The organism is Rhizobium sp. CF142 (genome assembly GCF_000281145.1).
Classification (GTDB): Bacteria; Pseudomonadota; Alphaproteobacteria; order Rhizobiales; family Rhizobiaceae; genus Rhizobium.
In genome coordinates, this window is sequence record NZ_AJWE01000137.1 from 38,376 (window position 1) to 62,773 (window position 24,398).

Annotated in this window: 26 protein-coding genes; 10 read left to right on the plus strand and 16 right to left on the minus strand. The window is 59.7% G+C overall.

Annotated elements, in window-relative coordinates; translation table 11 throughout:
• The first annotated feature begins 301 nt into the window (after positions 1–301).
• On the plus strand, positions 302–916 hold the full coding sequence (locus PMI11_RS34890; protein WP_007827038.1) for a class I SAM-dependent DNA methyltransferase: 615 nt from the start codon (positions 302–304) through the stop codon (positions 914–916).
• Positions 917–976: 60 nt separating this feature from the next.
• On the opposite strand, the gene glmM is transcribed toward PMI11_RS34890, so the two are convergent.
• From glmM to ybgC, 11 genes are all read right to left on the minus strand, one after another.
• Entirely contained in the window at positions 977–2,329 is a 1,353-nt protein-coding gene (glmM, locus tag PMI11_RS34895; protein ID WP_007827040.1) for a phosphoglucosamine mutase, read from the minus strand.
• Between the two features lie 242 nt (positions 2,330–2,571).
• Positions 2,572–4,503 (minus strand): ATP-dependent zinc metalloprotease FtsH, encoded by a 1,932-nt coding sequence (ftsH, locus tag PMI11_RS34900; RefSeq protein WP_007827042.1) that lies wholly within the window; start codon positions 4,501–4,503, stop codon positions 2,572–2,574.
• Positions 4,504–4,600: 97 nt separating this feature from the next.
• Positions 4,601–6,004 (minus strand): tRNA lysidine(34) synthetase TilS, encoded by a 1,404-nt coding sequence (gene tilS, locus PMI11_RS34905; RefSeq protein ID WP_007827049.1) that lies wholly within the window; start codon positions 6,002–6,004, stop codon positions 4,601–4,603.
• Between the two features lie 11 nt (positions 6,005–6,015).
• A complete protein-coding gene (ybgF, locus tag PMI11_RS34910; RefSeq protein ID WP_007827051.1) occupies positions 6,016–7,017 on the minus strand; it encodes a tol-pal system protein YbgF in 1,002 nt (333 codons plus the stop codon).
• Positions 7,018–7,177: 160 nt separating this feature from the next.
• The gene (pal, locus tag PMI11_RS34915; protein ID WP_007827054.1) at positions 7,178–7,708 is read right to left on the minus strand and encodes a peptidoglycan-associated lipoprotein Pal; all 531 of its coding nucleotides are present in this window, start codon (positions 7,706–7,708) and stop codon (positions 7,178–7,180) included.
• Positions 7,709–7,866: 158 nt separating this feature from the next.
• Complete coding sequence (tolB, locus tag PMI11_RS34920) at positions 7,867–9,177, minus strand: Tol-Pal system beta propeller repeat protein TolB (RefSeq protein WP_007827056.1); 1,311 nt, start codon at positions 9,175–9,177, stop codon at positions 7,867–7,869.
• 20 nt (positions 9,178–9,197) lie between these two features.
• Complete coding sequence (locus PMI11_RS34925; RefSeq protein ID WP_007827057.1) at positions 9,198–9,611, minus strand: hypothetical protein; 414 nt, start codon at positions 9,609–9,611, stop codon at positions 9,198–9,200.
• On the minus strand, positions 9,612–10,748 hold the full coding sequence (locus PMI11_RS34930) for a hypothetical protein (protein WP_007827058.1): 1,137 nt from the start codon (positions 10,746–10,748) through the stop codon (positions 9,612–9,614).
• An 8-nt stretch (positions 10,749–10,756) separates the two neighbouring features.
• A complete protein-coding gene (gene tolR / locus PMI11_RS34935; RefSeq protein ID WP_007827059.1) occupies positions 10,757–11,212 on the minus strand; it encodes a protein TolR in 456 nt (151 codons plus the stop codon).
• A 14-nt stretch (positions 11,213–11,226) separates the two neighbouring features.
• Positions 11,227–11,946: a protein TolQ gene (gene tolQ, locus PMI11_RS34940; protein ID WP_007827062.1), complete on the minus strand. Its 720-nt coding sequence runs from the start codon at positions 11,944–11,946 to the stop codon at positions 11,227–11,229.
• A gap of 403 nt (positions 11,947–12,349) precedes the next feature.
• Entirely contained in the window at positions 12,350–12,799 is a 450-nt protein-coding gene (ybgC, locus tag PMI11_RS34945; RefSeq protein ID WP_007827068.1) for a tol-pal system-associated acyl-CoA thioesterase, read from the minus strand.
• Positions 12,800–12,917: 118 nt separating this feature from the next.
• Between ybgC and PMI11_RS34950 the strand changes: the two genes are divergently transcribed.
• From PMI11_RS34950 to PMI11_RS34965, 4 genes are all read left to right on the plus strand, one after another.
• Positions 12,918–14,138: an NAD-dependent epimerase/dehydratase family protein gene (locus PMI11_RS34950; protein ID WP_007827069.1), complete on the plus strand. Its 1,221-nt coding sequence runs from the start codon at positions 12,918–12,920 to the stop codon at positions 14,136–14,138.
• 67 nt (positions 14,139–14,205) lie between these two features.
• Positions 14,206–15,030 carry a glycosyltransferase gene (locus PMI11_RS34955; RefSeq protein WP_007827070.1) on the plus strand — a complete coding sequence of 275 codons (825 nt, stop codon included), beginning with the start codon at positions 14,206–14,208 and terminating at the stop codon, positions 15,028–15,030.
• Positions 15,027–15,941, plus strand: coding sequence for an NAD-dependent epimerase/dehydratase family protein (locus tag PMI11_RS34960; protein WP_007827071.1), 915 nt, complete (start codon positions 15,027–15,029; stop codon positions 15,939–15,941). Before PMI11_RS34955 ends, PMI11_RS34960 begins: the two co-directional genes overlap by 4 nt.
• 39 nt (positions 15,942–15,980) lie before the next feature.
• Positions 15,981–16,769: a hypothetical protein gene (locus PMI11_RS34965; protein WP_007827072.1), complete on the plus strand. Its 789-nt coding sequence runs from the start codon at positions 15,981–15,983 to the stop codon at positions 16,767–16,769.
• Here the strand turns inward: PMI11_RS34965 and PMI11_RS34970 are convergent.
• On the minus strand, positions 16,766–17,833 hold the full coding sequence (locus tag PMI11_RS34970; protein ID WP_007827073.1) for an FUSC family protein: 1,068 nt from the start codon (positions 17,831–17,833) through the stop codon (positions 16,766–16,768). The two genes, PMI11_RS34965 and PMI11_RS34970, sit on opposite strands and share 4 nt — an antisense overlap.
• A 58-nt stretch (positions 17,834–17,891) precedes the next feature.
• Here PMI11_RS34970 and PMI11_RS34975 point away from each other — a divergent pair, with 58 nt between their 5' ends.
• From PMI11_RS34975 to PMI11_RS34990, 4 genes are all read left to right on the plus strand, one after another.
• Positions 17,892–18,353, plus strand: a complete 462-nt coding sequence (locus tag PMI11_RS34975) for a MarR family winged helix-turn-helix transcriptional regulator (protein ID WP_007827084.1) — start codon at positions 17,892–17,894, stop codon at positions 18,351–18,353.
• Between the two features lie 67 nt (positions 18,354–18,420).
• A complete protein-coding gene (locus tag PMI11_RS34980; protein WP_007827094.1) occupies positions 18,421–19,008 on the plus strand; it encodes a 5-formyltetrahydrofolate cyclo-ligase in 588 nt (195 codons plus the stop codon).
• A gap of 3 nt (positions 19,009–19,011) precedes the next feature.
• Complete coding sequence (locus PMI11_RS34985) at positions 19,012–19,836, plus strand: TIGR00282 family metallophosphoesterase (protein ID WP_007827096.1); 825 nt, start codon at positions 19,012–19,014, stop codon at positions 19,834–19,836.
• 95 nt (positions 19,837–19,931) lie between these two features.
• Positions 19,932–20,777 (plus strand): MBL fold metallo-hydrolase, encoded by an 846-nt coding sequence (locus tag PMI11_RS34990; protein ID WP_007827098.1) that lies wholly within the window; start codon positions 19,932–19,934, stop codon positions 20,775–20,777.
• Positions 20,778–20,807: 30 nt separating this feature from the next.
• Here the strand turns inward: PMI11_RS34990 and PMI11_RS34995 are convergent, their stop codons facing one another.
• Entirely contained in the window at positions 20,808–21,311 is a 504-nt protein-coding gene (locus tag PMI11_RS34995; RefSeq protein ID WP_007827100.1) for a pyridoxamine 5'-phosphate oxidase family protein, read from the minus strand.
• A gap of 173 nt (positions 21,312–21,484) precedes the next feature.
• Between PMI11_RS34995 and PMI11_RS35000 the strand changes: the two genes are divergently transcribed.
• Positions 21,485–22,231, plus strand: a complete 747-nt coding sequence (locus tag PMI11_RS35000) for a YebC/PmpR family DNA-binding transcriptional regulator (RefSeq protein ID WP_007827102.1) — start codon at positions 21,485–21,487, stop codon at positions 22,229–22,231.
• 72 nt (positions 22,232–22,303) lie between these two features.
• Here the strand turns inward: PMI11_RS35000 and PMI11_RS35005 are convergent, their stop codons facing one another.
• From PMI11_RS35005 to PMI11_RS35015, 3 genes are all read right to left on the minus strand, one after another.
• Positions 22,304–23,305 (minus strand): LLM class flavin-dependent oxidoreductase, encoded by a 1,002-nt coding sequence (locus PMI11_RS35005; protein WP_007827106.1) that lies wholly within the window; start codon positions 23,303–23,305, stop codon positions 22,304–22,306.
• Positions 23,306–23,404: 99 nt separating this feature from the next.
• Complete coding sequence (locus PMI11_RS35010; protein ID WP_007827108.1) at positions 23,405–23,899, minus strand: GNAT family N-acetyltransferase; 495 nt, start codon at positions 23,897–23,899, stop codon at positions 23,405–23,407.
• A 7-nt stretch (positions 23,900–23,906) separates the two neighbouring features.
• Positions 23,907–24,398: methyl-accepting chemotaxis protein (locus tag PMI11_RS35015; protein ID WP_007827110.1), on the minus strand; the 492-nt coding region annotated here is incomplete at its 5' end.

Sequence of the window (24,398 nt, forward strand, 5' to 3'; positions counted from 1 at the left end):
CGTCGGCGCGTTGCAGGCCGCCAAAACGGATATGCTTTTTATGGATAATGAATCGGAAACGTTAAAAGCTGCTTAACCATAAGAAGTAATACGAATATTCACGGCAGAACATGTTTCGAAAAGTAATCTGCCCGCCTCGACTTCCCGAATCGGAAAGACGACGAATAAAAAGCCGGGCGAACTTTCACGCTTGCAAACGACGGATGAGCAAGGACGGTAAATCGCATCACCCCACATGATCCTCCGGGATCGAACCGCTTAAGGCAAATCGAAGATTTTTCCACAGAGGATCAGCCAGCGTATGCAGAACAGCAACAGGCAGGCCGCCGATACCATTACCGATCTCTACGAACGGCATGCCAAAGTCTGGGATACAAGCCGCGGCAAGACCCTTTTTGAACGGATCTGGCTGGATCGCTTCACCGCACTGATCCCGCGAGGCGGGTCAATCCTCGATATCGGCTGCGGTTCCGGCGAACCTCTCGCGCGTCATTTCATCGAAAGCGGCCACGCAGTGACCGGCATCGATTCCTCACCCAGCCTGATCGACATGTGCCGGACACGCTTTCCAAACTCCAATTGGCACGTCGCAGACATGCGCAGCCTCTCGTTTGGCAGAAGTTTCAATGGGCTGGTTGCCTGGGACAGTTTCTTCCACCTGCCCTTCGAGGACCAGCGGCGCATCTTCCCGCTATTTCGCACGCATTCGAAGCCGGGAACGGCGCTGATGTTCACCAGCGGCCCGGCGCATGGCGAAGCTATGGGTGTCTTCGTCGGTGAACCACTTTATCACAGCAGCCTCAGCCCGGATGAATACCGCGCCCTGCTCGCCGAACACGGCTTTACGGTCGTCGCCCACAAGGCCGAAGACCCCACTTGCGGCAATCACACGGTCTGGCTCGCCCAACGCCAATAAACCAGCGCCAATAAAAAAGCCGGCACGAAGGCCGGCTTTCAATCCTTTTTTGCGACGCTTTCAGGCGGCGCTGCGTACGCTCGAAATCGTGCCGATCAGATCGTTGACGATGCGCTCGATCTGCGCACGGTCGTCGCCTTCCGCCATGACGCGGATCAGCGGCTCGGTGCCGGAAGGGCGGATGACGAGACGGCCATTCTTGGAAAGCTCGGCTTCCGCGTCGGCAATCGCCTTGACCACCTGCAGATCTTCCAGCGGCTTGCCGCCGGTAATGCGGACATTGCGCAGAAGCTGCGGCACCGGCTCGAAGCGACGGCAGATTTCGCTGACCGTTTTGCCGGTACGCTTGACGGCCGCCAGAATCTGCAGAGCGGCAACGAGCCCGTCGCCTGTTGTGCCGTAATCCGAAAGCACGATATGGCCGGACTGCTCGCCGCCGACATTGTAGTTGTGCTGGCGCATGTGCTCGACGACATAACGGTCGCCGACCTTCGTACGGGCAAGGCCGAGGCCCTTGTCTTCGAGGAAACGCTCGAGGCCAAGATTGGACATGACAGTCGCAACGATACCGTTGCCGCGCAGCTGCTGGCTCTCTGCCCAGCTTTCGGCGATGACGGCCATCAGCTGATCGCCATCGACGATCGAGCCGTTTTCATCGACGATGATGACGCGGTCCGCATCGCCATCGAGCGCAATGCCGATATCGGCGCGCACCTCATCAACCTTCTTCTGCAAGGCGACCGGGCTGGTGGAGCCGCAATTCAGGTTGATGTTGGTACCGTTCGGATCGTTGCCGATCGTCACCACGTCGGCGCCGAGCTCCCAGAGAACGGCAGGTGCCACCTTGTAGGCCGCACCGTTGGCGCAGTCGACCGCGACGCGCAGGCCCTGCAAGGTCACATCGCGCGGCAAGGTGCGTTTGACGTGCTCGAGATAGCGGTAGATATCGCCATCGACGCGCTTGGCTCGGCCTATTTCCTCAGCCTTGGCAAGTTGTCCCGATAGATCCTTGTCGAGCAGGTCCTCGATCTGCGCTTCGATGTCATCGGAGAGCTTGTAGCCATCAGGACCGAAAAGCTTGATACCGTTATCTTGGAACGGATTGTGCGAGGCCGAAATCATCACGCCGATATCGCAGCGCAGCGAGCGCGTCAGCATGGCAACCGCAGGTGTCGGAATAGGACCGAGCAGGAAGACGTCCAGGCCTGCCGCGGTAAAGCCGGCCACGAGGGCATTCTCCAGCATATATCCCGACAGGCGCGTGTCCTTGCCGATCACTACACGATGACGGTGGGCGCCGTTACGGAAAATCGTCCCTGCGGCGATGCCGACCCGCATCGCAAGATCCGGCGTCATAGGGAAGATGTTGGCTTGGCCTCGGATGCCGTCCGTCCCAAAATAGCGTCTTTTCATATGCACTCCTGCGCTTTCCGCGCGCCGTAGAAGCTTAGGCATTCCTCAAACAAGAATCCGGCTTCAAAGATTGGTGCTGCGCCCGAAACCTTGATCAGACTTGTCTTTAGTCAGCGGAATGCCACAAAACCGCGTAACCGGCACGTAAATTACCAAGAAAACTGATTATATCCTGTTACTAATATTAAAAGGGCCGGATTCCCTGTGGAAATCCGGCCCTTTAGGCAAATTGCTGTTCAATTTCAGTGAGGCTGCGGTTCCAGCCCACCCTCGGGTTCATCACCCTTGGAAGCAGGGCGCGCACCGGCCTTCGGCACGGCAGAGCCGCGGCTCGGAGGCGAATCATCGCCAAGATCGCGCGCAGGCTTTTCGCCACGGATCAGAGCCTTGATCTCTTCGCCGGTCAGCGTCTCGTATTCGAGCAGCCCTTCGGCGAGAGCGACGAACTCGTCATGCTTTTCCGTCAGGATCGTGCGAGCCTGCGTATAGGCCTCGTCGATGAGGCGGCGCACTTCGTTGTCGATCTTCTGCGCGGTCGCTTCGGAGACGTTCTTCGACTGCGAAACCGAATGACCGAGGAAGACCTCCTGCTGGTTCTCACCATAGGCAACTTGGCCGAGCTCGTCAGAGAAGCCCCACTGGGTGACCATCGCACGGGCAAGCTTGGTCGCCTGCTCGATGTCGGAGGAAGCACCCGAAGTAATGTTCTCCTTGCCGAAGGTCAGTTCTTCAGCAACGCGGCCGCCCATCATGATGCAAAGGCGCGAGATCATCCATTTGTAGCTCATCGAGTAGCGGTCGCCCTCGGGAAGCTGCATGACCATGCCGAGCGCACGGCCACGCGGAATGATCGTTGCCTTGTGCAGCGGATCGGCGACGGCGACGTTCAGCGCGGTGATCGCGTGACCGGCCTCGTGATAAGCGGTGAGCTTTTTTTCCGCTTCGGTCATGGCCGAAGAGCGGCGCTCCGCACCCATCATGATCTTGTCCTTGGCGTCTTCGAATTCCTGCATAGTCACGACACGCTTGTTGCGGCGGGCGGCCATCAGGGCAGCTTCGTTGACGAGGTTCATCAAGTCCGCACCGGAGAAACCGGGCGTACCGCGAGCCAGAACCTTGAGATCGACATTCGGTGCCAGCGGAACGTTGCGGGCATGAACCTTCAGGATGCGTTCGCGACCGACGATGTCTGGGTTCGGAACGACGACCTGGCGGTCGAAACGGCCCGGACGCAGCAGCGCCGGATCGAGAACGTCGGGACGGTTGGTCGCGGCGATCAGGATGATGCCTTCATTGGCTTCAAAACCGTCCATCTCGACGAGGAGCTGGTTCAGCGTCTGTTCGCGTTCATCGTTACCGCCGCCGAGACCGGCGCCACGATGGCGGCCGACGGCGTCGATTTCGTCGATGAAGATGATGCAGGGTGCATTCTTCTTCGCCTGCTCGAACATGTCGCGGACGCGGCTTGCACCGACACCGACGAACATTTCGACGAAGTCCGAACCGGAAATGGTAAAGAATGGCACGTTGGCTTCGCCGGCAACCGAGCGGGCGAGCAGCGTCTTACCGGTACCCGGAGGGCCGACAAGCAGCACGCCGCGCGGGATCTTGCCGCCGAGGCGCTGGAACTTCTGCGGGTCACGCAGGAACTCAACGATCTCTTCCAGGTCCTGCTTGGCTTCATCAACGCCGGCAACGTCATCGAAGGTCACGCGGCCATGCGCCTCGGTCAGAAGCTTGGCCTTGGATTTACCGAAGCCCATCGCGCCGCGAGAACCGCCCTGCATCTGCCGCATGAAGAACAGCCAGACGCCAAGGATCAAGAGCATCGGCAGCAGCGTTCCGAGATAGCTCAGGAAGCCGGAGGAACCATCGGTTTCCGGGCGCGCAGTGACAGCGACATTCTTGGATTGCAGGCGATCGAGCAGATTGTCGTCGATCACAGGCGAATAGGTCTGGAAGGTATTGTTATTCTCCAGATATGTTCCGGTCAGCCTGTTACCGGTGACCACGACATCCTTCACGCGGCCCGCATCGACCTCACGCAGGAACTGCGAATAAGGAACTTCACGCGAACCCGTCTGCGCCGGAGCCGTCTGGAACATACTGAAAAGGGCGATCAGCAGAAGCGCTATGATCGCCCACAAGGCGAAATTACGTAAGTTAGGGTTCATTGAACTCCCCAGCACTGGACAGTCGCCTCATGGCGGCCGTCATATTTGGTCTCTAACATAGGGTTGCGCCAAGCCATTGCCAAGGCGATCCACTCCGTCAGATCGTTTTTCCGTCAATACTTCTTAAAGGCGGCTCCGCATAGGGCACCCTTGAGAAAACTGCCGAAAGCCTCTCGGCAAAGGTGAAATCAAATCGTGTCAAAAAGCGGTCGAAGGCTGCAAAATGGGGCGTCAAATCGACGGATCGGGCGAATTCCGGCGATAAAAGCCCTTGCCCTGCGGATATGGCCGGCCCAGAAGCCGCAGCCCGTTTCCACGCCGCCTTGGGAAGACCCGGGCTCCAATCCCCCTTGTCTTGCCTGTCATCGAAATCCGGCGAGCCCAAGTCGGGCGCGGAAGGCCCGTCACGCATTGTTGCCTCATTCACCGAGCCGGCGCGTGTCGTAATTTCTATGGTCTCTGACGACCTGTTTCTCGCTTCAAATCTTCCATCCCAAACCCCGGCTTCTCCCGACCGAAGCACCAGAGGCAGGATTCCCCGGCTCTCACGTGCCAGATAAAGCCCGTCACGCCGCAAATCGAATACCACACGGCCGACAGTCATTCGCCCCGGCTTGCCACCTGTGGCGAATGCAAGAAGCCGCTCCATCTGTTTCCTTCCCGGCACAAACGGCTGCCCACCAAAAACGGCCGTCAAACGGCCAAGTGCATAATCAAGAACTCTGCGATCCTGCCTCAACCCGCCAGGCATCACCTGCCCGAGCAAACCGCCATGAAGCCTGAAATGGCGATGCAGCCATTCGGCTCCATCAGAAGAAAGAGCCAGACGCTCTTCCCAAGCACGAGAGATATCCGTCTCGGCAGCGCCCTCAATGGAAAGCTGCCGGCGCGTCCGCACACGCTCGTATTTCATATCTTCGTTGCTGGGATCGTCGATCCACGTCACGCTACGCGCGGTCAGGAAGCGACGTATATCTGCCCGGGTGGAAAAAAGCAGCGGCCGAAGGATCCAGAAATGCCGGTCGAACAGCACCGCATCCGCGATGCCGGTCGAAATCTGCTCCGTCCGCATTCCACGCATATGCAGTGTTTCGCGCTGATCGTCCAGCGTATGTCCTGTCACGATGAGATCAGCGTCGAAGGCTTCCGCCGCCTCGGCAAGAAGACCGTAACGCGCCTCGCGTGCCGCCGCCAAGATACCGGTTTTCGGCTTCTCCCCCTGCCAGACCATCGTCCGGTGCGGAATGCCCATTGATGCGCAGAGAGTTGCGACCCGGCTGGCCTCATCCGCGGATTCGCGGCGCAGCGCATGGTCGACCGTCGCGGCACAAAGGGAAATGGAAAGATCGGATGCGGCCTTCAGCGCTTCATGGAGCACCAGGAGCAGGCCACTGGAATCGCTTCCGCCTGAGATCGCGACAAGAATGCGCGTGGGTATCTTCAGCAAAGCGAGGAAACGGTCGATTGCCGCCTCGGGAGAAATCGGATCTTCCGGAAACAAACCGGAAGGCCCTAGCAGGCGAGACGCTTCTGTTCGCTCGCGACCTTGTTTATGACGGCACGGGAGGCTTTCGGATACCGCTTACTGACTTCGCGCAGGGTCGCACAGGCCGTATCGGTATTGTCGAGAGCGGCAAGCGACATGCCGAGCTTCAGCAGCATCTCGGGCGCCTTTTCGGACGTGCCGTATTTTTGATGAGCGTTCAGGAAAGTCTTGGCCGATTCGTTGAACTTGCCCTGCGAATAAAGCGCCTCGCCGAGCCAGAAATTGGCATCCGCAGCGCGCGAGCTGTTCGGATAACGGGAGATGTACTGCGTGAATTCCTGCTCCGCCGTCGCGTAGTCGCCGGAAAGCACATGGCCATAGGCAGCCCTGTACTGATCACCCTCGCTGCCGAGCGAAGCAGTCTGCTGTGGCGCCGCCGCATCCGGTAGCGGCGCGGAACCGACCGTCGCATTCTTGTTCATGCTATTGCCAACGGGATTGCCGTTTTGGTCGAAATCCATAGAGCCGAGCTCGCGCGGCGGCTGGCCGAGGCCGTCATTGGCCGGCGCGTTGGTGGAGGGAGCCGTTTCGGCTCCCTGTGGGGCTTGAATGACCTTGGCGATATCATCGCCACCGCCTGATGCCGGTGGAGCGACGTCTGCTTCACTCTTCTTCACCGGCGTTTTGGCAGCACCGCCACCAGTTCCTGCGCCGCCGCCCGTCTTTTCGAGCTGCTGGAAGCGGAATTCATTGTCTTCCTGCTGCTTGCGGATCGTCTCCTGCATCTGGAGGAGCTGATAGCTCATTTCCTCGATACGACCGTTCAACTGCCGCATCTGGTCTTCCATCTGCTGAATGCGGACTTCCGCTCCGCTGCTCTGCACGTTGACAACCGGCGCTGCCGGCTGGCTCTGTTGCGCAGATTGGCCGCCGATGTGCAAGCCGAAGAACGAAGCGGAATAAGCCGCTCGCTCGCTCCCGGTCACGGCCGCAAGGCACAGCATGCCTGCCACGACTAGTTTCTTCATTTTTGTATCGTCCTGTCCCAGTGATTCTTCGCGCCCCGATGGCACGACAGGAGATTTTTCCAATTGCTCTCAAAAAGCAACGGAGTCTGGCCAAAGTGTGGTCAAAAAGAAAGGCGGCCCGCAAGGAGCCGCCTCGTCAAATTCCGGCTTTTGCCGAAAATTACATGCCTGCGCCGCCGAGAACGGTAACGGCACGGCGGTTCTGCGACCAGCACGAAATGTCGTCGCAGACGGCGACCGGACGTTCCTTGCCGTAGGAGATCGTCTTCATGCGCTGGGCTGGAACACCGCGCGAAGCGAGATAATCCTTGGCAGCTGCAGCGCGGCGAGCGCCGAGAGCGAGGTTATATTCGCGCGTGCCGCGCTCGTCGGCATGGCCTTCGACCGTGATCTGGTAGTTCGGGTAGCGACCGAGCCACTGAGCCTGACGGTCGAGCGTCTGGGCAGCATCGGCGCGGATCGACGTGGAGTCGGTGTCGAAGAAGATACGGTCGCCGACATTAACCGTGAAGTCCTGGGCAGAGCCCGGCGTTGCCGCACCTGCACCGAGGCCGAGATCGCCGGCGCTGTTCGGCACGTTCTTCTTGTTGGCGCAGCTTGCGAGAGCAAGGCCGGCGACAAGCGCGATCATGACGGGGTTACGGGCAAAATTCTGCATGCGGCTCATTGCCGGGGTGTGAATTCGGCTCATGGCCGGGTCTCCTTGCGACTTCAATCAGGGTTTCCGGACAGTAACCGCACTGGGTTAACCGGCCATCAAAGATTATGGTTAACGATTCGTTGATTTGTCCCTGCATCGCCCATTTTCAGGACTTTGCGGCGACATGAAGGCGAGTTTCCGCCCCTCCACTACTCAAGAAGCGGCGACCAGGCCGGGTCCGAGCCATAGGCCGGCGTCTTGATGGCCTGTTCGTTATAGCCCGTCAGATCGATCGAATAGAGCTGCGGACCACCCGCACCTGCTGCCTGACGGAAGAACATGATAACACGACCATTCGGCGCCCAGGTCGGGCCTTCGTTATGGAAACCGGTCGTCAGAATGCGCTCGCCCGAGCCATCCGGCTTCATGACGCCGATCGAGAACTTGCCGCCCGACTGTTTGGTGAAAGCGATCAGATCGCCGCGCGGCGACCAGACCGGCGTGGAATATCGGCCGTCACCGAAGGAGATGCGGGTCTGGCCCGAACCGTCGGCATTCATCACATAGATCTGCGACTGTCCGCCGCGGTCGCTTTCAAAGGCGACTCGGTTGCCGTCAGGCGAATAGGAGGGCGAGGTATCGATTGCGGCCGTGGATGTCAGGCGAGTCGTCGTGCGCGAACGCAGGTCCATCGTATAGATGTTCGAGTTGCCTTCCTGCTGCAGGCTCATGATGACCTTCTGGCCATCAGGAGAAAAGCGCGGCGAGAAGGTCATGCCCGGGAAGTTACCGACAACTTCGCGCTGTCCGGTTTCGAGCTGGAGCAGATAGACTCGCGGCTGCTGGTTGGCGAAGGACATGTAGGTCACTTCCTGCCGGTTCGGCGAGAAGCGCGGCGTCAGCACGAGGTCGCTGCCATCGGTCAGCATGCGCACGTTGAAGCCGTCCTGGTCCATGATCGCCAGCTGGCGCTTGCGCTGCTGCTTGGGACCGGATTCGGAAACGAAGACGACACGGGTATCGAAATAGCCCTCTTCACCGGTGATCTGCTTGTAGATTGCGTCGGCAATGATATGGGCGACGCGACGCCAGTTCTCAGGCTGCGTGTAGAACTGCTGGCCGGTCATCTGCTGGCCGGCAAACGGATCCCACAGACGGAATTCAGCACGAAGGCGCCCGTCCGCTTCCTGGGTAACGCGACCGGTCACAAGCGCCTGAGCATTAATGACCTTCCAGTCTTCGAAGCGCGGTGCAGCGTCGGGATTGGAAATTTTCTCGATGAAGGCCGTCTTGCTGATCGGCGCAAACAAACCGGATCGCTGCAGGTCGGCGGCGATGACCTGAGAAACCTGCGCGCCCATATCGCCCTGCAAAAAGTCCGTCACCGCAATCGGCAGCGGCTGAACGTTACCTTTTCGAATGTCGATGGTGACCAACGCATTGGCCGGCGTCGCGAAGACGGCAGCGGTCATCAGACCGGCTGCGATCGCAATGGCGCGGAAGAAGGAACACTTTGTCATACCAAACAGCCTTTCAGCATCTATGGAGTCGGATCGCCGGGTTCGAAGCGCAGGACAACTTCTTTCCAGGATTCGTATTTGTCTTTCGGAAGTGTGGTGAATGGCGATGCGCGCTGCACTGCACGGAGAGCTGCAGCCGACAGACCTTGCCGTGCAGCTTCATCGCCGCCTGAAGCCGTCACCAGCGGCGACCCTTTGATCGCACCAGTCCTGCTAAGCTTCAGGTGAACGGTGATCAGAACCTTGCCACCGTCCAGCAAGCCCGCAGGGATATTGAAATACGTCGCTACCGCCTGCTGTATCGCCTCCGCTGACGCATCGGCTGTTGCTGCCCCAGCTGACTGTGCCGATGCCTCAAAGGCGCAGCCCAGAATCGTGCCGAGCACTGCGGCGGCTGCAAGGGACTTATTGCCATGGGACAGGTCCGTCAGCATCTAGATTCCCATGCTGCTCGGATCGAAGTTCAGTTCGACCTCATTCCAAGCGTCATACTTGTCCTTCGGAAGCATCGAGAAGGGCGCGGATTTCATGACAGCTCTGTAGGCGCCACTTTCCAGCGCACGTCGCGTGGAATCGCTGCTGCTACCGCCCGAGGACTCAACTTCGGGCTGGCCGATAATGTTACCATCCTTATCGAGCTTCATATGTACCCTAATGACCATGCCGGAAAGGCCTTCCATTCCGGGAGTGATCAGCCAGTTACCTTCGATCAAACCTTGCAGCGCATTCTCTTCGCTTTGGCTGAGTTTCGAGCCGCCCGTGCTCTTCTTCGCGCCCAAGGATGCTTCCTGCGTCGAACGCTTGGCGCCACCGGCAGATGGATCGGTCTTGTTCAGCAGCGCAGAGATCTCGTCCGCGTTGAAGTCGCTCTTCATCGACGAGGCGGATTTCGCCACTTCGCGCTTCTGATCGTCCTTCTTCTTGTCAGTCGGCTTTTCAGCGGCCTTCGGCTGATCCGGTGTCTTCTCCGGCGGCTTTTCGGCCGGCTTCTGTTCCGGCGGCTTCACCTGCGGCTTGACGACCGGCGTCGGCACCTTGTCCGGCAACGCTTCCGCATCCGGCTTCGGCGGCTCTTCAGGCTTTGCCTGCTCTTCCGGCGGTTTTTCCTCCGGCTTCGGCGGCGTCACCTCGACCGGCTTCGGCGGCGGAATGGAGGCAACCTCCTTCGGCTGCTCGACCTCGGTCTCTTCCTTGTTGACTTCCTTGACGTCGTTCGGCTTCGGATCGACCTGCGGCAGAGGCTTTTCGCTCGAATTGGCGGCAGCCGCCTCACTATTGCTCGGCTTGGCGTTCGGAACCGGTGGCGTCTTCAAATCGACATTGTTGTCGCCGGCATTTTCGGCCGGTTGCGGGATCGGCGGCCGTGTCGTCGGCACGGGTGCAGAGGTCTCCTTCTTCGGAGCTTTCTTGTCCCCCCGCTGTAACTGCGTGATGGATTCCACCGGCACGAGATCGACCGGCATCGCCTCGAAATCCTCCACCTTGAAGGATTCCGGAGCACTCAGCGACACCAGCGCCCAGGTAAGCACCAGCCCGTGCAGAACCGCAGATGTGACGACGCTGGTCTTCATCTTGAGCGTTACTGGTCCTTCTTCTGCTGCGTCACGAGGCCGATATTCTTGAAGCCTGCGCCCTGGATGCGGGCCATGACGTCGGCAATCACACCGTAAGGCGCGGTCGCATCGCCGCGCACGAAGATGCGCTCGTTGTAGCCTGTTGTGGCGATCGCCTCGAGCTTTGCAGCAATTTCCTCGGCCGGGATCGGCGTTTCCTGCAGATAGACTTCGCCGCTGTTCTTGACCGAAATCGTGATCGGCTGCGTTTCGGAATTCAGGGCCTTGGCCTGCGTTTCCGGCAGATCGATCGGCACGCCGACCGTCATCATCGGCGCCGCCACCATGAAGATGATGAGCAGCACGAGCATGACGTCGACGAGCGGCGTCACGTTGATTTCGGAGATCACACCCTTGTTGCGGCCACCGCGGCGGCGGCGTCCGCCGCCCCCTCCGCTATTGCCGCCTACAGCCATACCCATAGTCGTCTACTCCGTTACTGCGCAGCCTGGCGCGGCTGCAGCTTCTCGTCGATCTGGCGCGAAAGGATGGCGGAGAATTCATCCGCAAAGCCTTCCATGCGACCCGAGAGCTTGCCCGCGTCGGCGGAGAACTTGTTGTAGGCGATAACCGCCGGGATAGCGGCAACGAGGCCGATGGCGGTTGCGAGAAGCGCTTCCGCAATACCGGGTGCGACAACCGCGAGGTTGGTTGACTTCGAACCGGCAATTGCCTGGAATGAGGTCATGATACCGACGACCGTACCGAAGAGGCCGATGAACGGACCGGCCGAACCGATCGTCGCGAGCGACCCGAGACGGGCAGAGAGAAATTCGGATTCACGGGCGAGCGTCACGTCCATAGCGCGGTCGATACGCATCTGCAAACCGATCGGCGAACGTGCACCGCGCTCGAAGGACTTCTTCCATTCGCGCATCGCTGCGACGAAGATCGCCGCAAGGCCGGTATTGTTGCGCTCGGAAAGCGTCCGGTAGAGTTCTTCCAGCGACTGGCCCGACCAGAAGACCTGCTCGAACTTGTCGAACTGGCGACGGGCTCGGCCGTAAGCCAGATATTTGTCAATGACGATAGCCCAGGTCCACACCGAAGCGGCGATAAGGCCGAGCATGACCAGCTTGACGACGATGCCGGCCTGCATGAAAAGCGACCAGAGGCTGACGTCGGTCGTGGCTGCTGCCAATCCTACTTGTTCCATAGATCCAAAATCCCCGAATCCAAACGCCCGGCGCTTGACCGGGCGGCACGAAGTGATCACGCAAGAATGTCTGGCGGCCGCCGCCCAAAGCCCTGGTCAAGCTTCCAAGCTCTTCTTCCGCCTTCTTGCCGTCAAATTTGGTCAAAGGAAGGCGTGCGTCGCACAAACTCCGACTCCGCAAGTAAGACACCATTATGGTTAATAGATCGTTAGTGCCAGACTATGACAGCGGGAATGTCGCGGGAGATTTTGTTCCTGGATAACTTGACCGGAACATTGTCCGGTTGCTGAACACAGCGCTCATCTTGCAGCGCGGCAATTCCTTCACATAAAATTCAAGTTTTTACAAGCCCTCGATTCCGGCAGTTTGACGCAGGAAACGCAGGCATTGTCCCGGCTATTTTCAGCTTTCGGGAATGAGCATTTGCCTTGCGAGCGCCTCCGGCAACCGGCGCGGCCTGCCCTTGGCATTGATCACGGCGATGATCACCTTGGCAGCGATCAGCAGCGTGTCGTCGCGGCGGATTTCCTGGTTGAGCACCATCTTCGCGCCGCCGGCCTTTTCGGTGTGTGTGATCACGGTCAAAATGTCGTCCATGCGGGCCGGGCTTTTGAAGTCGATCTCCATGCGATGGACGACGAAAACGAGTCCTTCCTCGTCCGCATTCACGAGCTCTCGCTGCTCGACACCGAGACAGCGCAGGTAGTCGGTGCGGCCCCGTTCGAGGAAATGCAGATAGCGTGCGTGATAGACCAGACCGGAGAAATCAGTATCTTCATAATAGACCCGCTGGACGAGTCGATGGCCCGCCTCGGTGAGCTCGCCGGAAATAGAAAAACCGTGTTCCGCCATAATTTTCTCCAAACTTTCCGGCCCTCTTTGACGCAACACTTCTCGACAGGCAAGCATTGAACAATTGTCATATTTCCTAACTATCCCGATGGGAAACAACCGATGAGGAGCCAGTGGCATGAAGATTGCGGTGATGGGCGGAGACGGTTTCATCGGTTGGCCAACCTCGCTGCATCTCTCCGATGCCGGGCATGACATCCACATCCTCGACAATCTCTCCCGCCGCTGGATCGATACCGAGCTCGGCGTCCAATCGCTGACGCCGATGGACTCCATTCAGGAGCGCACTCGTATCTGGCATGCAGAAACCGGCCGCCGCATCCATTTCAATCTGATCGACCTCGCCCGCGACTACGAGCTCCTGAAGAAGTGGCTAGCGGAAAACCGGCCAGATGCGATCATCCATTTCGCCGAACAGCGCGCTGCGCCCTATTCGATGAAAAGCGACCGGCACAAGAATTACACTGTTAACAACAATGTTAGCGCCACGCATAATCTCTTGAATGCGTTGGTCGAGTTGCAGCTCGATGCGCATCTGGTCCATCTCGGCACCATGGGCGTCTATGGCTATTCGACGGTCGGCGCCGCCATCCCGGAAGGTTATCTGCCTGTCGGCATCGAGACGATGGATGGCGAAACTGCCTCCCAGGAGATTCTCTATCCATCCAATCCCGGCTCGATCTACCACATGACCAAGTGCCTGGATCAGCTGCTCTTCCAGTTCTATGCCAAGAATGACAGCCTTAGGATCACTGATCTGCATCAAGGCATCGTGTGGGGCACGCATACCGAACAGACGCGCCGCCATCCGCAGCTCATCAACCGCTTCGATTATGATGGCGACTACGGCACGGTACTGAACCGGTTTCTCATTCAGGCAGCCATCGGCTATCCGCTGACCGTCCACGGCACCGGTGGCCAGACGCGCGCCTTCATCCATATCCAGGATTCTGTCCGCTGCATCGAACTGGCGCTCAAGAATCCCCCCGCCCGCGGCTCACGCGTCGAGATCTTCAACCAGATGACGGAAACCCATCGCGTGCGCGATCTTGCGGAGATGATCGCCAAGATGGCCGGTTCCGAAGTCGTCTGGCTGCCCAATCCGCGCAAGGAAGCTGCCGAAAACGATCTGGTCGTCAGGAACGACAAGTTCCTCAGTCTCGGCCTCGATCCGATTACCCTGAAGGCCGGCCTGCTCGACGAAATCGTCGAAGTCGCCAAGAAATTCGCTTACCGTGTCGACCGCTCCCGCGTCCCGGCCATCTCCGCCTGGACGAAGGACATCGCCGCGACGATTAATCACGACCCGGAAGGCAAGCGGCTGAAGTCCGTATCATGAGGGGTGCTTTCTTCGCGAAGCAACGGCCTTGCCGAAGCGAGGCCGTTCAGGAAGGTACCCTGCATCCATGACCTCTGCCCCGCACTTCGCCTATGTCACTCTCGTCACCAACGCCGATTACGCCATGGGCGCGACGGCACTGGCAAACTCGCTGCGTCGCACTGGTACGGACGCCGCCATCGTCATCCTGCATACCGGCGGTGTCGACGCGGCCACCCTCGCCCCACTGGACGCTCTCGGCTGCCGGCTGATCGAAGTCGAGCATCTGCCGTTGTCGGATGCTTTCAACGAGCGGCATGCGTGCCGCAATCTCCACTCCGCAGCACCTTTCACCAAGGGCCGCAAGCCGGCCTTTCATTCGCCGCTCGACAATTTCTGCAAGCTCCGCCTCTGGCAGCTTGTCGAATATGAGCGCTGCGTTTTCATCGATGCCGATGCGATCGCCTTGAAGAACGTCGACAAGCTCTTCGCCTACCCGGAATTCTCCGCAGCTCCGAATGTCTATGAAAGCCTTGCCGACTTCCATCGCATGAACTCCGGCGTCTTCGTTGCCCGCCCCTCGCAAGAGACCTTCCGGCAGATGCTCGCAGTTCTGGATCAGCCCGACATCTTCTGGCGGCGCACGGACCAGACCTTCCTCGAGACATTCTTTCCCGATTGGCACGGCCTGCCGGTCTATTTCAACATGCTGCAATATGTCTGGCTCACAATGCCGGCCCTGTGGGATTGGAAGAGTATTTCTATCCTGCACTATCAGTATGAAAAACCTTGGGAAAAAGATCATCCCAAGGCCGCAAGGCTACAACCTTTGATCGATTTGTGGCATTGTTTCCATACTGACAGCCACGTGCCGGAGATTGCATCTCTGGCCAATCCGGATGAGGCGGCATGAAAGTACTGGTATCAGGCGGAACGGGCCTCGTCGGACGTTATATCGTCGAAGAGCTGCTTTCTGCTGGATATCAGGTGATTGTCGGCGGACGGCGTGCGCCGCTCCCCCGGTCCTTCTCTCGTCCGGTCGATTTCGCTCCGCTTTCGCTTGATCCGGACGAGGACGATATCGGCGCCTTCGATGATGCCTATTTCTTCGTGCACGCCGCCTTCAGCCACATCGAAGGAAAATACCGCGGCGGCGAAGGCGATGATCCAAAGGCGTTTCACCGCCTGAATCTCGATGGCACAGTGAAACTCTTCGAGGAGGCAAAGCGCGCAGGCACCCGCCGTTGCATCTTCATGTCCAGTCGCGCCGCCTATGGCGAGCATGCACCGGGCACCGAGCTCTTCGAAACCATGCCCGCCACGCCGGAAACCCTCTATGGGCAGGTCAAGCTCGATGCGGAGCGGGCGCTTGCCCATCTTTCCGGCCCGGGCTTTGCGGGAGCAAGCCTACGGGCAACAGGCGTTTACGGTGACCGGTCTCCAAACAAATGGGATCGACTGATCGACGACTATCTGAGCGGCCAGCCTGTTTCCCCACGTGCGGGAACCGAAGTGCATGGACGCGATCTCGGCCGTGTCGTGCGGCTGATGCTGGAAACAGAAAGTGCCCGAATCGCCGGTGAAGTCTTTAACGTTTCGGATATCGCCGTCGATACGAGGGATATACTTTCGCCGATCCGTCATCACGCCGACTGTCCCTTCCCGCTGCCCGAAGCAGCGGACAAGGCAGAGCTTTGCGCCATGAACACGGGTAAGATCCGCGCGCTCGGCTGGAAGCCCGGCGGCATGCCCCTTTTCGAACAAACGATGCAGCAATTGGCCGGGAAACAAGGGGTTCCGCGCCCCAGTTCCACGCAAGTCTGATCTGGCAGAGTACGCCCCAAATGTAATCGGGGGTATATTATGCAGCTCGCAACCGTTTCGGCGTCCACCCTTCTGCGCGGCACCCAGCCGGCACAATCCGGCGTTTCGTCCACGAGCAACGAGCCCGACACAGGTGTATTGAAGATCCAGCGGCAGTCGCTGGCGCTGGAGCAGGTGCGTAATTCGCTGGCAAGCTCCGCCGACGATGCGAAGAGCCGCGCCCAGCGCAAGCTCGAAGAAGCCAAGCAGGAGCTTCAGGCGCTGAAGACAGCGGGCTTCCCGCCTGAAGTGATTGCGCGTCTCGCCGCCGAACTCGCACGCAAGGTTGGCGCCGCAGCCTCCGAATTCGCCTCGGCCGTTGCAACCGGCGGCTCTTCGGACGCAGGTGCTGCGACCAGCACAGCAGCCGCGTCAGCTTCCACCGCCGCGACGGCCGATGCCACCAGTGCAACGGCCGACGTTGTCGCAAGCGATGCACCGGCTTCCACCGAGGCAACGCAGGGTACCGAAACGACAACAGGAGCAGTGGAAGACGGCACGGACGCTGCAGAAACAGATGGTGCGGCTCACGCCCGCAAGGCCTATCAGGAAATCGTCGAAGACGGTCCGAAGTCCTCGGCAATTTCCGCCGATGACCGCAAGACCATGGAAGAGTTCAAGTCTGTCGTTCGCGAGCTGAAGCAGATCCTCGGAAAGGCAATGCGCGATCTGCGTGAGAAGAACCGCGACGCCACCGCCGAAGGTGCAATCGGAGCAGCACAATCAGCCGTGACCGGTCTGTCGGCTGCCGTGCCGACGGCGACCATTCCCTCGAGCATCGTCGTCTAAGCGTTAGGCGCTGCCGTCTGCGGCACGAAATAGATCGTTGCCTGGTTGACGAGCAGCACAAGACAGGCGGCAAAGACAGTTGCAAATAGCCTGTCCAGCAGCGCGGAGGCCGGCAGGGTATGATCGGCGGTTCCCATGGCCATCATCATCAGCGGCGTCATCACGATCGAATAGGCGAGATAATTCCTGGCCCGCAGAAAGGGCCTGATACCGCCGAGCGCGGCGACAACAAGCACATCGGCCCAGGCTGGCAAGGTAAGAAACGATAGCAATCCCGCACAACAGACACCGAAGAGAACGCCGATCACTCTTTGCGTCGTCTTGAGTGGCAAACGTTCCGGCCGCCGCTCGATCAGCAGCACCAGCGCCAGTGCCGCCCAGTGAACGTCATGATCGGGAAAGAACAGGTGGATGAGCGAGACGGCACCCAGGCAGGAAACCAGCCGGACGGGATATTGCCAGCCTGCCGGCTCCGTCAGGGAGCGCCGCAACCTGTTGAATTTCTGTCTGGCGGTCGGCTTGCGTTCATCCTCAACCGGCTCTGCCGCATGACGGCGGATATGCGCGACGACCCCAGCCATCACCATGTGGAGAACGACAGCGAAAACCGCGCCGCCGATGACAATGGCAAAGATGAGCCGCGGATCTGCCGTAGTAGTGGAGACGATGCCGCCGACCATGACGAGATAGAAGACGAAGCGCATGGAGGCGGCGACAACAGCGCGATCGAGACCGCCGACGATACCGGCAATGCCGGCAATCACCAACAGGCCCATCTGCCAAGCGCCGCCAAGCCGCCCGAGCGCGCAGGCAAGCCCCGCCGCAAACACCAGCACCAGCAATGCGGCCCCTGCGCTCGCAGCTTGCGTCCTCAGTCTGCCATGCGCTACCGTCCCGCTCATCGCCATGCCGCCGATCAGGCCGAGCCCCGTATGATGGCCCCTCGCCGCAAGCAGTGCCGGAACGGCCATGGCAAGCGCCGATACGGCGATTTCGATCGCCGTCACTTCCTTTTCAGTCGACCAGCGAAAGGCTCCGGCTACGTGATTGAGTGTCTTTTCCATCAACCGTCTCTCAGACCCGAAATTGGGCATCCAAGAAATAATACGCACTGCGTACGATATGTCCAGTAATCACGACGCGCCTGCGACACGCATCCTGCGCTCCGTCCTGCTGCTTGGCCGCCGCTTGCGGGCTGCGCGCCCCGAAGGTCCACACAGCCTGTCGACCATCGCGATCCTCGCCACGCTTCATCGCTTAGGGCCGATGCCCGCCTGGAGGCTTGCACTGGAGGAACATCTGCAGCCGCAATCGGTCACCCGCATCATCGCGGCCCTTGAGCGCGACGGGCTGATCAGCCGCACGCGTAGCGAGACCGACCACCGCGAGATCGAACTGTCGATCACTCCTCATGGCCGCATGGTGTTGTCCGAGGACATAGGCGCTCGCCGCGCCTGGCTCGAAAAAACGATGGACGACCGCCTGACGCCGGAAGAACGCAGGACATTGATGGAAGCGTCGGAAATCATGCTGAAACTCGCCTATGCCCATATCGAGAACGAGGCGCAATCAGGCGAGGAATAGACCCTTTTCACCTGTTGCAATCAGCCACAAGCGGTTATGTTCGCCGGACAACGATATTGGATTTGAGATGACGCCCAAGGAATCGAAGGCTCAATTGCGCGCTGAGCGTCTGGCACTCAGGGATGCCATCCCGACGGATCTGCGCGCAGCCAAAAGCCTCGACATGGCAGCCCATGCCGGCGATGCGATTGCTTTTACGCCCGGCACCGTCATCTCCGGTTTTCTACCGATCCGTTCGGAAGCTGATCTGCAGCCGCTGATGGCACGGTGGCGCGGACGCGGCGCCCGCCTTTGCGTGCCCGCAATCATCGACAAGCAGACCATCGTCTTCCGCGAACTCGTCCACGGCGCGGCACTGATCGGCACCGGCTTCGGCACGGTCGGCCCAGGCGAAGACGCTGCTATCCTCGACCCCGAAATCATGCTCGTGCCGCTGTCGGCCTTCGATTCCCGCGGCCACCGCATCGGCTACGGCGCCGGCCATTATGACCGTGCAATCGGCCGTCTCCGGCAAAAAGGCTTGTCGCCGAAGCTGATCGGCATTGCATTTGACTGCCAGGAAGTGGCAGAGGTACCCGCTGAGCCGCATGACATAAGCCTGGATGCCATCCTGACGGAAAGCGGCCTGCGCCATTTTACCTCACGGATTGGATAGGGAATGCGACTGCTATTTCTGGGTGACATGGTCGGCAAGACGGGACGCACGGCGGTCTGGGACCGCCTGCCCGGTCTGGTTTCCGACCTGAAGCTCGACTTTGTCATCGTCAATGGCGAAAACGCCGCCGGCGGCTTCGGCATCACCGAAGACATCTTTTTGGAAACGATCAATGCCGGCGCCGATGTGGTGACAACCGGCAATCACGTCTGGGACCAGAAGGATGCCGTCGCTTTCGCAGGCCGCCATGACCAGTTTCTGCGTCCGGCAAATTACCCGCAGGGAACGCCCGGCCGCGGCTCCGGTCTTTTCTATGCGCGCAACGGCGCGCGCGTGCTCGTCGCCAACATTATGGGCCGCGTCTTCATGCATCCCGAGCTCGACGACCCCTTCAAGGCGGCTGAGACGATCCTTGCCGCCTGCCCGCTGAAGGAGCAGGCCGATGCCATCATCTTCGATTTCCATGCGGAAGCGACGAGCGAAAAGCAGTGCTTCGGCCATTTCGTCGATGGCCGCGCCAGCTTCGTCGTCGGCACCCACACGCACGTGCCGACCGCCGATGCGCAGATCCTGAATGGCGGCACTGCCTATATGTCGGATGCCGGCATGTGCGGCGACTACGATTCCTCGCTCGGCATGGACAAGGAAGAACCGCTGAACCGGTTCATCTCCAAGATGCCAAAGGGCCGTATGGAGGCCGCCACTGGCCCCGCCACCATCTGCGGCGTCGGCGTGGAAATTTCGGATGCGACGGGTCTGGCCGAAAAGATCGCCCCGCTGCGCCTTGGCCCGCGGCTTGCCGAAACGATCCCGGAGTTCTGGCGGTAGAGCCCTGCAACACGCAATTGTGAGTATGCTCCGGCTGGACCGCTGCGACGGCATGCCGCATCCTCGCGGCTTCGTGAAAGCGCCGGAGGGGTGGCATGAAGCCGCATTGTCTTGTCCTCGCTATCGCATGCCTAGCGGTTTTTACCGCGCCGAACCTTGCCGCAGCCCAGGAAAACCGTAGGCATGTCAGCCAGTGCCAGGCTATCGCGCAGACTATCCCCAAGGCGACCTTCGCCAGCTTCTCGGGTACGGCGCCGGTAATCCCGGCGGTGTCCGAGGACGAAGATGTCAAATTCACCTACCTCGGCCATTCTACCTTCGAGATCGACACACCCGGCGGCATCGTCATCGCCACCGATTATAACGGCTGGTATAAACCGTCGGTGACACCCGATGTCGTGACCATGAACAAGGCCCATCAGACGCATTACACGCTGACGCCGGACCCGGGCATCAAGCATGTTCTGCACGGCTGGAGCGATATTCCCGGCGACAAGGCGAAGATCAATCTTGTCGTCGGCGATGCCTATATCCGCAATGTCACGACGGATATCCGCTTCAGCTACGGGCTCGGCGGATCGCAGCAGGACGGAAATTCCATTTTCATCTTCGAGATCGCCGGCCTCTGCATCGGCCATCTCGGCCACCTGCATTATGAGCTGACCGACACACATTACACTGAAATCGGCAGGCTGGATGTGGTCATGGTGCCGGTCGATGGCGGCCTGACCATGGGTGCAGACAGTATGAGCCGCGTCATCAAGCGGCTGCGCTCGTCGCTGATCTTGCCGATGCATCGCCGCGGCCCGCCGGTCAACGCCTTCATCTCGATGTTCGGCAATGGTTTCGACGTCAATTATGCGCCCGACAACAGCATCACCGTTTCGCTGCGCACGCTGCCGAAAAAGCCTCTGATCTATGTGATGAAGGACGTGCAGTAAAAAGGCCCGGACCATGCCGGGCCTGTTTGCTCACGCAAATTGCAGATGCCGTTTGATGCCGACGTCAGGCATCTTCTCCTCATCGAAATTGGCCTTGGCAATTTCCCAGCCAAATTTCAGCTTGCTGCCGGTCGAGACCCAGATGTCGGCGTCATCGACATGCATGGAGAGCATCGTCAGCTTTGGATCCTTCTTGCCACCTTCGTACCAGGCGGCAACGACCGAGTTCCAAAACTCCTCGATTTTCGAGGGATCAGGGTGCACCTCGACAACCCCGGACAGGCAGGCATGATAATCATGGTTCTTGCCGATGACACAGAAATGCGCGCGGCTGCCTGGTTTGATCATCTGCACGAGTTCGGCGTCCGTCTTGGTATAGAACCAGATCGTATTGGTGGTCGGATCGACGTTGGGTGCCATCGGCTGCATGTGCATATCGATGCCTGAAAGACCAAGCATGCCGGCATTGATATCGTTGATCTGATCCCAGAGCTGACGTGCCGGTTGTTCCCGGGCTTCAGTGAAGCTTGCCATTGCCGTTCCTTTCCTGCTGGTGTTGTCGGTTGAAAACGTCATCTCCTCGGCTTTGTTCCGCCCACCACCACGCCGCCAGGGAAGGATCGAAAAGCTGCTTTTTCCTTGAATATCGCCCTTTCCGATCTTATAAGGCGGCCCATTCCGAACAATGAGACGTGAACAGGGGTGCCATGGCTGGCCATTCACAGTTTAAAAACATCATGCACCGTAAGGGCCGTCAGGATTCCGTGCGCTCGAAAATGTTCTCCAAGCTCGCGCGCGAAATCACCGTTGCCGCCAAGGCCGGCCTGCCCGACCCGACGATGAACGCCCGCCTGCGCCTGGCGATCCAGAACGCCAAGGCCCAGTCCATGCCAAAGGACAATATCGACCGCGCCATCAAGAAGGCTTCCGGCGCCGATACGGAGAACTATGACGAGGTCCGCTACGAAGGCTACGGCCCAGGCGGCACGGCGATCATCGTCGAGGCCCTGACCGACAACCGCAACCGCACCGCCTCCAACGTCCGCTCGATCTTCACCAAGGCCGGCGGTGCACTCGGCGAAACCGGCTCGGTTTCCTTCTCCTTCGACCACGTCGGCGAAATCACCTACAAGCTGTCCGCCGGCGATGCCGACAAGGTCATGGAAGCCGCGATCGAAGCCGGCGCCGATGATGTGGAGACCGACGAGGAAGGCCACTACATCACCACCGCCTTCGAAGCCCTCGGCGAAGTCGCCAAGGCGCTCGAAGCATCCCTCGGCGAAGCCGAGACTGTGAAAGCCGTCTGGCGCGCCCAGAACAACGTACCGGTCGACGAAGAAAGAGCCCAGTCGCTGCTGAGGCTCATCGATTCGCTTGAAGACGATGACGACGTCCAGAACGTCTACTCGAACTTCGAAGTCTCGGAAGAAGTTCTGGCCAAGCTCTCCGCTTAAAGCCATCCAGGATACTGAATCGAAAAACCCGGCCATTCCGCCGGGTTTTTTGTTTGCTGGGACGCCTGGCGGCTAGGCCGCAGCCCGCATGAAATTGCCGAGTCCCGCAAAGAGCTCCACCGACTTCAACCGCGCCTCGATATCATGGATCGGCATGGAGATGATGACCTCATCGGCCTGCGTCTCCTTTAGGAATTCATTGAGTTGGGCTTCGGCCGTGGCCGGCGAACCAACGACGGCATAGCGCAGCGTGTGCTCGACATTCATCTTTTCCATCGGTGACCAGAAGGCATCCATATCCCTCACCGGCCGTGGGAAAGGCCCGCGCACATTGCGCCGCAGATTGACGAACTGCTGCTGAGCCGAGGTAAAGTGATACTGCGCCTCCTCGTCCGTCGCGGAAACGGCGCCCATGACGCCGACCATCACATAGGGCTTGTCGAGTTCGGCCGAGGGCTGGAAGCGGTCGCGATAGATCGCGATAGCATCAAGCAGCATGTCAGGCGCAAAATGCGAGGCAAAGGCGAAGGGGAGACCGAGCATGGCCGCAAGCTGGGCGCTGTAGAGGCTGGAGCCGAGCAGCCAGATCGGGACGTGTGAATCGTTGCCGGGTACGGCGAGGATCGCCTGGTTTTCGATCGGCGTGCCGAGAAGCTGCTGCAATTCCACCACATCATTGGGGAAGCTGTTTGCACCCGCGTCGAGATTGCGCCGCAGCGCCTGCGCCGTGCGCATGTCCGTTCCCGGCGCGCGGCCGAGACCGAGATCGACGCGACCGGGAAACAAGGCTTCGAGCGTGCCGAACTGCTCGGCGATGACAAGCGGCGCATGGTTCGGCAGCATGACGCCGCCCGAACCGATGCGGATTGTCTTTGTCACAGCACCGATCTGCCCGAGGATGACTGACGTCGCGGCGCTCGCGACGCCGGGCATGCCATGATGCTCCGCCATCCAGAAACGCGTGTAGCCGAACTCCTCCGCCTTCTGTGCCATACGCTTCGACGCCGCGAAGGATTGGCTGATGGTCGTGCCTTCGGCCACTGGGGAAAGATCGAGAATGGAAAAGGGAACCATGGAAACCTGCCGCGCAAAGATGGGGTGCGGTCTATGTAGGTTCGCCGTGGCTCTATTCCAAATCGCGGCGCCAATAAAAGCTGCCGCGAAAACTAACCGTCATTCGTCGAAAGCCGGCGAGAATTTCAGCTCACCTGATGGCGGCGATCCCTTGAAGATGATCCTCTGGACGTATCGCGTATCGAGATCGCCATAGGTCAGCTTCCCATCGCTCTCGAAGCCGACACCGCGATAGACTGCGGGATTGCCGATCAGCGCGCAGCCGGTCGCATCACGCTCTCTCAGCAGGTCGAGCCCTTTCAGGATCAGCTCTCTGCCGATCCCTTGCCGCTGCCGCTCCGGCTTTACCGAAATCGGCCCGAGCCCATACCATCCATCCTCGATGTCACCGATTATGATTGGCGAGAAAGCGACATGGCCGATGATCTCCCCACCCTCTTCCGCGACGAGAGATAGTGTCAATTCACCCGAAGCGCGAAGATCCCTGACGATCCGCGCTTCGGTATTGTTGCTGTAAGGCATCGGCTCGAACGCCACCCGCGTCAGCTCGTGAATGGCATCCGCGTCCTCGGGTCTTTCGAACCGGATCAGCATGATCCGATCACGCCCGTTTGCGCAGCAGATGCATATCGGCGCTCTGCTGCTGGTATCCTTCGGCAAGGGTGAAGTTGCCGAGCTGGCGGTCCATTTCCACAGCTTCGGTTGCCAGGCGGTGGATTGCAGCCGTCGTCTCCTCAACCATCGCCGCATTCTGCTGCGTCATGGAATCGAGCTCGGCGACCGAGCTGTTGATCTGCCGCAGGGTGTCGGCCTCTTCACGAGTGGATTCCATGATCTCGTTGATCTGGCCGTTGATGGCTTCAACATGGCCACCGATGCCGGTCAGCGCAACGCCGGCCCTTTCAACGAGCGCCACGCCGCTTTCCACCTCATGCGTGGATTTCTGCAACAGGCTGGAGATTTCCCTGGCAGCGCTCGAAGACCGCTGCGCCAGTTCGCGTACCTCCATGGCGACGACCGCAAAACCCTTGCCGCTTTCACCGGCACGTGCCGCCTCGACGCCGGCATTCAGTGCCAGCAGGTTGGTCTGGAA

What these genes read in the sequence shown, in the direction of transcription:
- ftsH (WP_007827042.1), bottom strand. Translation starts at nt 4,503, where the DNA reads ATGAACCCTAACTTACGTAATTTCGCCTTGTGGGCGATCATAGCGCTT.
- PMI11_RS34975 (WP_007827084.1), top strand. Translation starts at nt 17,892, where the DNA reads ATGTCCAGTAATCACGACGCGCCTGCGACACGCATCCTGCGCTCCGTC.
- PMI11_RS34970 (WP_007827073.1), bottom strand. Translation starts at nt 17,833, where the DNA reads ATGGAAAAGACACTCAATCACGTAGCCGGAGCCTTTCGCTGGTCGACT.
- PMI11_RS34980 (WP_007827094.1), top strand. Translation starts at nt 18,421, where the DNA reads ATGACGCCCAAGGAATCGAAGGCTCAATTGCGCGCTGAGCGTCTGGCA.
- pal (WP_007827054.1), bottom strand. Translation starts at nt 7,708, where the DNA reads ATGAGCCGAATTCACACCCCGGCAATGAGCCGCATGCAGAATTTTGCC.
- ybgF (WP_007827051.1), bottom strand. Translation starts at nt 7,017, where the DNA reads ATGAAGAAACTAGTCGTGGCAGGCATGCTGTGCCTTGCGGCCGTGACC.
- PMI11_RS34965 (WP_007827072.1), top strand. Translation starts at nt 15,981, where the DNA reads ATGCAGCTCGCAACCGTTTCGGCGTCCACCCTTCTGCGCGGCACCCAG.
- ybgC (WP_007827068.1), bottom strand. Translation starts at nt 12,799, where the DNA reads ATGGCGGAACACGGTTTTTCTATTTCCGGCGAGCTCACCGAGGCGGGC.
- tolQ (WP_007827062.1), bottom strand. Translation starts at nt 11,946, where the DNA reads ATGGAACAAGTAGGATTGGCAGCAGCCACGACCGACGTCAGCCTCTGG.
- PMI11_RS34950 (WP_007827069.1), top strand. Translation starts at nt 12,918, where the DNA reads ATGAAGATTGCGGTGATGGGCGGAGACGGTTTCATCGGTTGGCCAACC.
- PMI11_RS34930 (WP_007827058.1), bottom strand. Translation starts at nt 10,748, where the DNA reads ATGAAGACCAGCGTCGTCACATCTGCGGTTCTGCACGGGCTGGTGCTT.
- PMI11_RS34990 (WP_007827098.1), top strand. Translation starts at nt 19,932, where the DNA reads ATGAAGCCGCATTGTCTTGTCCTCGCTATCGCATGCCTAGCGGTTTTT.
- PMI11_RS34995 (WP_007827100.1), bottom strand. Translation starts at nt 21,311, where the DNA reads ATGGCAAGCTTCACTGAAGCCCGGGAACAACCGGCACGTCAGCTCTGG.
- PMI11_RS35000 (WP_007827102.1), top strand. Translation starts at nt 21,485, where the DNA reads ATGGCTGGCCATTCACAGTTTAAAAACATCATGCACCGTAAGGGCCGT.
- PMI11_RS34955 (WP_007827070.1), top strand. Translation starts at nt 14,206, where the DNA reads ATGACCTCTGCCCCGCACTTCGCCTATGTCACTCTCGTCACCAACGCC.
- PMI11_RS34985 (WP_007827096.1), top strand. Translation starts at nt 19,012, where the DNA reads ATGCGACTGCTATTTCTGGGTGACATGGTCGGCAAGACGGGACGCACG.
- PMI11_RS34925 (WP_007827057.1), bottom strand. Translation starts at nt 9,611, where the DNA reads ATGCTGACGGACCTGTCCCATGGCAATAAGTCCCTTGCAGCCGCCGCA.
- PMI11_RS34960 (WP_007827071.1), top strand. Translation starts at nt 15,027, where the DNA reads ATGAAAGTACTGGTATCAGGCGGAACGGGCCTCGTCGGACGTTATATC.
- glmM (WP_007827040.1), bottom strand. Translation starts at nt 2,329, where the DNA reads ATGAAAAGACGCTATTTTGGGACGGACGGCATCCGAGGCCAAGCCAAC.
- PMI11_RS34890 (WP_007827038.1), top strand. Translation starts at nt 302, where the DNA reads ATGCAGAACAGCAACAGGCAGGCCGCCGATACCATTACCGATCTCTAC.
- tolB (WP_007827056.1), bottom strand. Translation starts at nt 9,177, where the DNA reads ATGACAAAGTGTTCCTTCTTCCGCGCCATTGCGATCGCAGCCGGTCTG.
- PMI11_RS35010 (WP_007827108.1), bottom strand. Translation starts at nt 23,899, where the DNA reads ATGCTGATCCGGTTCGAAAGACCCGAGGACGCGGATGCCATTCACGAG.
- PMI11_RS35005 (WP_007827106.1), bottom strand. Translation starts at nt 23,305, where the DNA reads ATGGTTCCCTTTTCCATTCTCGATCTTTCCCCAGTGGCCGAAGGCACG.
- tolR (WP_007827059.1), bottom strand. Translation starts at nt 11,212, where the DNA reads ATGGGTATGGCTGTAGGCGGCAATAGCGGAGGGGGCGGCGGACGCCGC.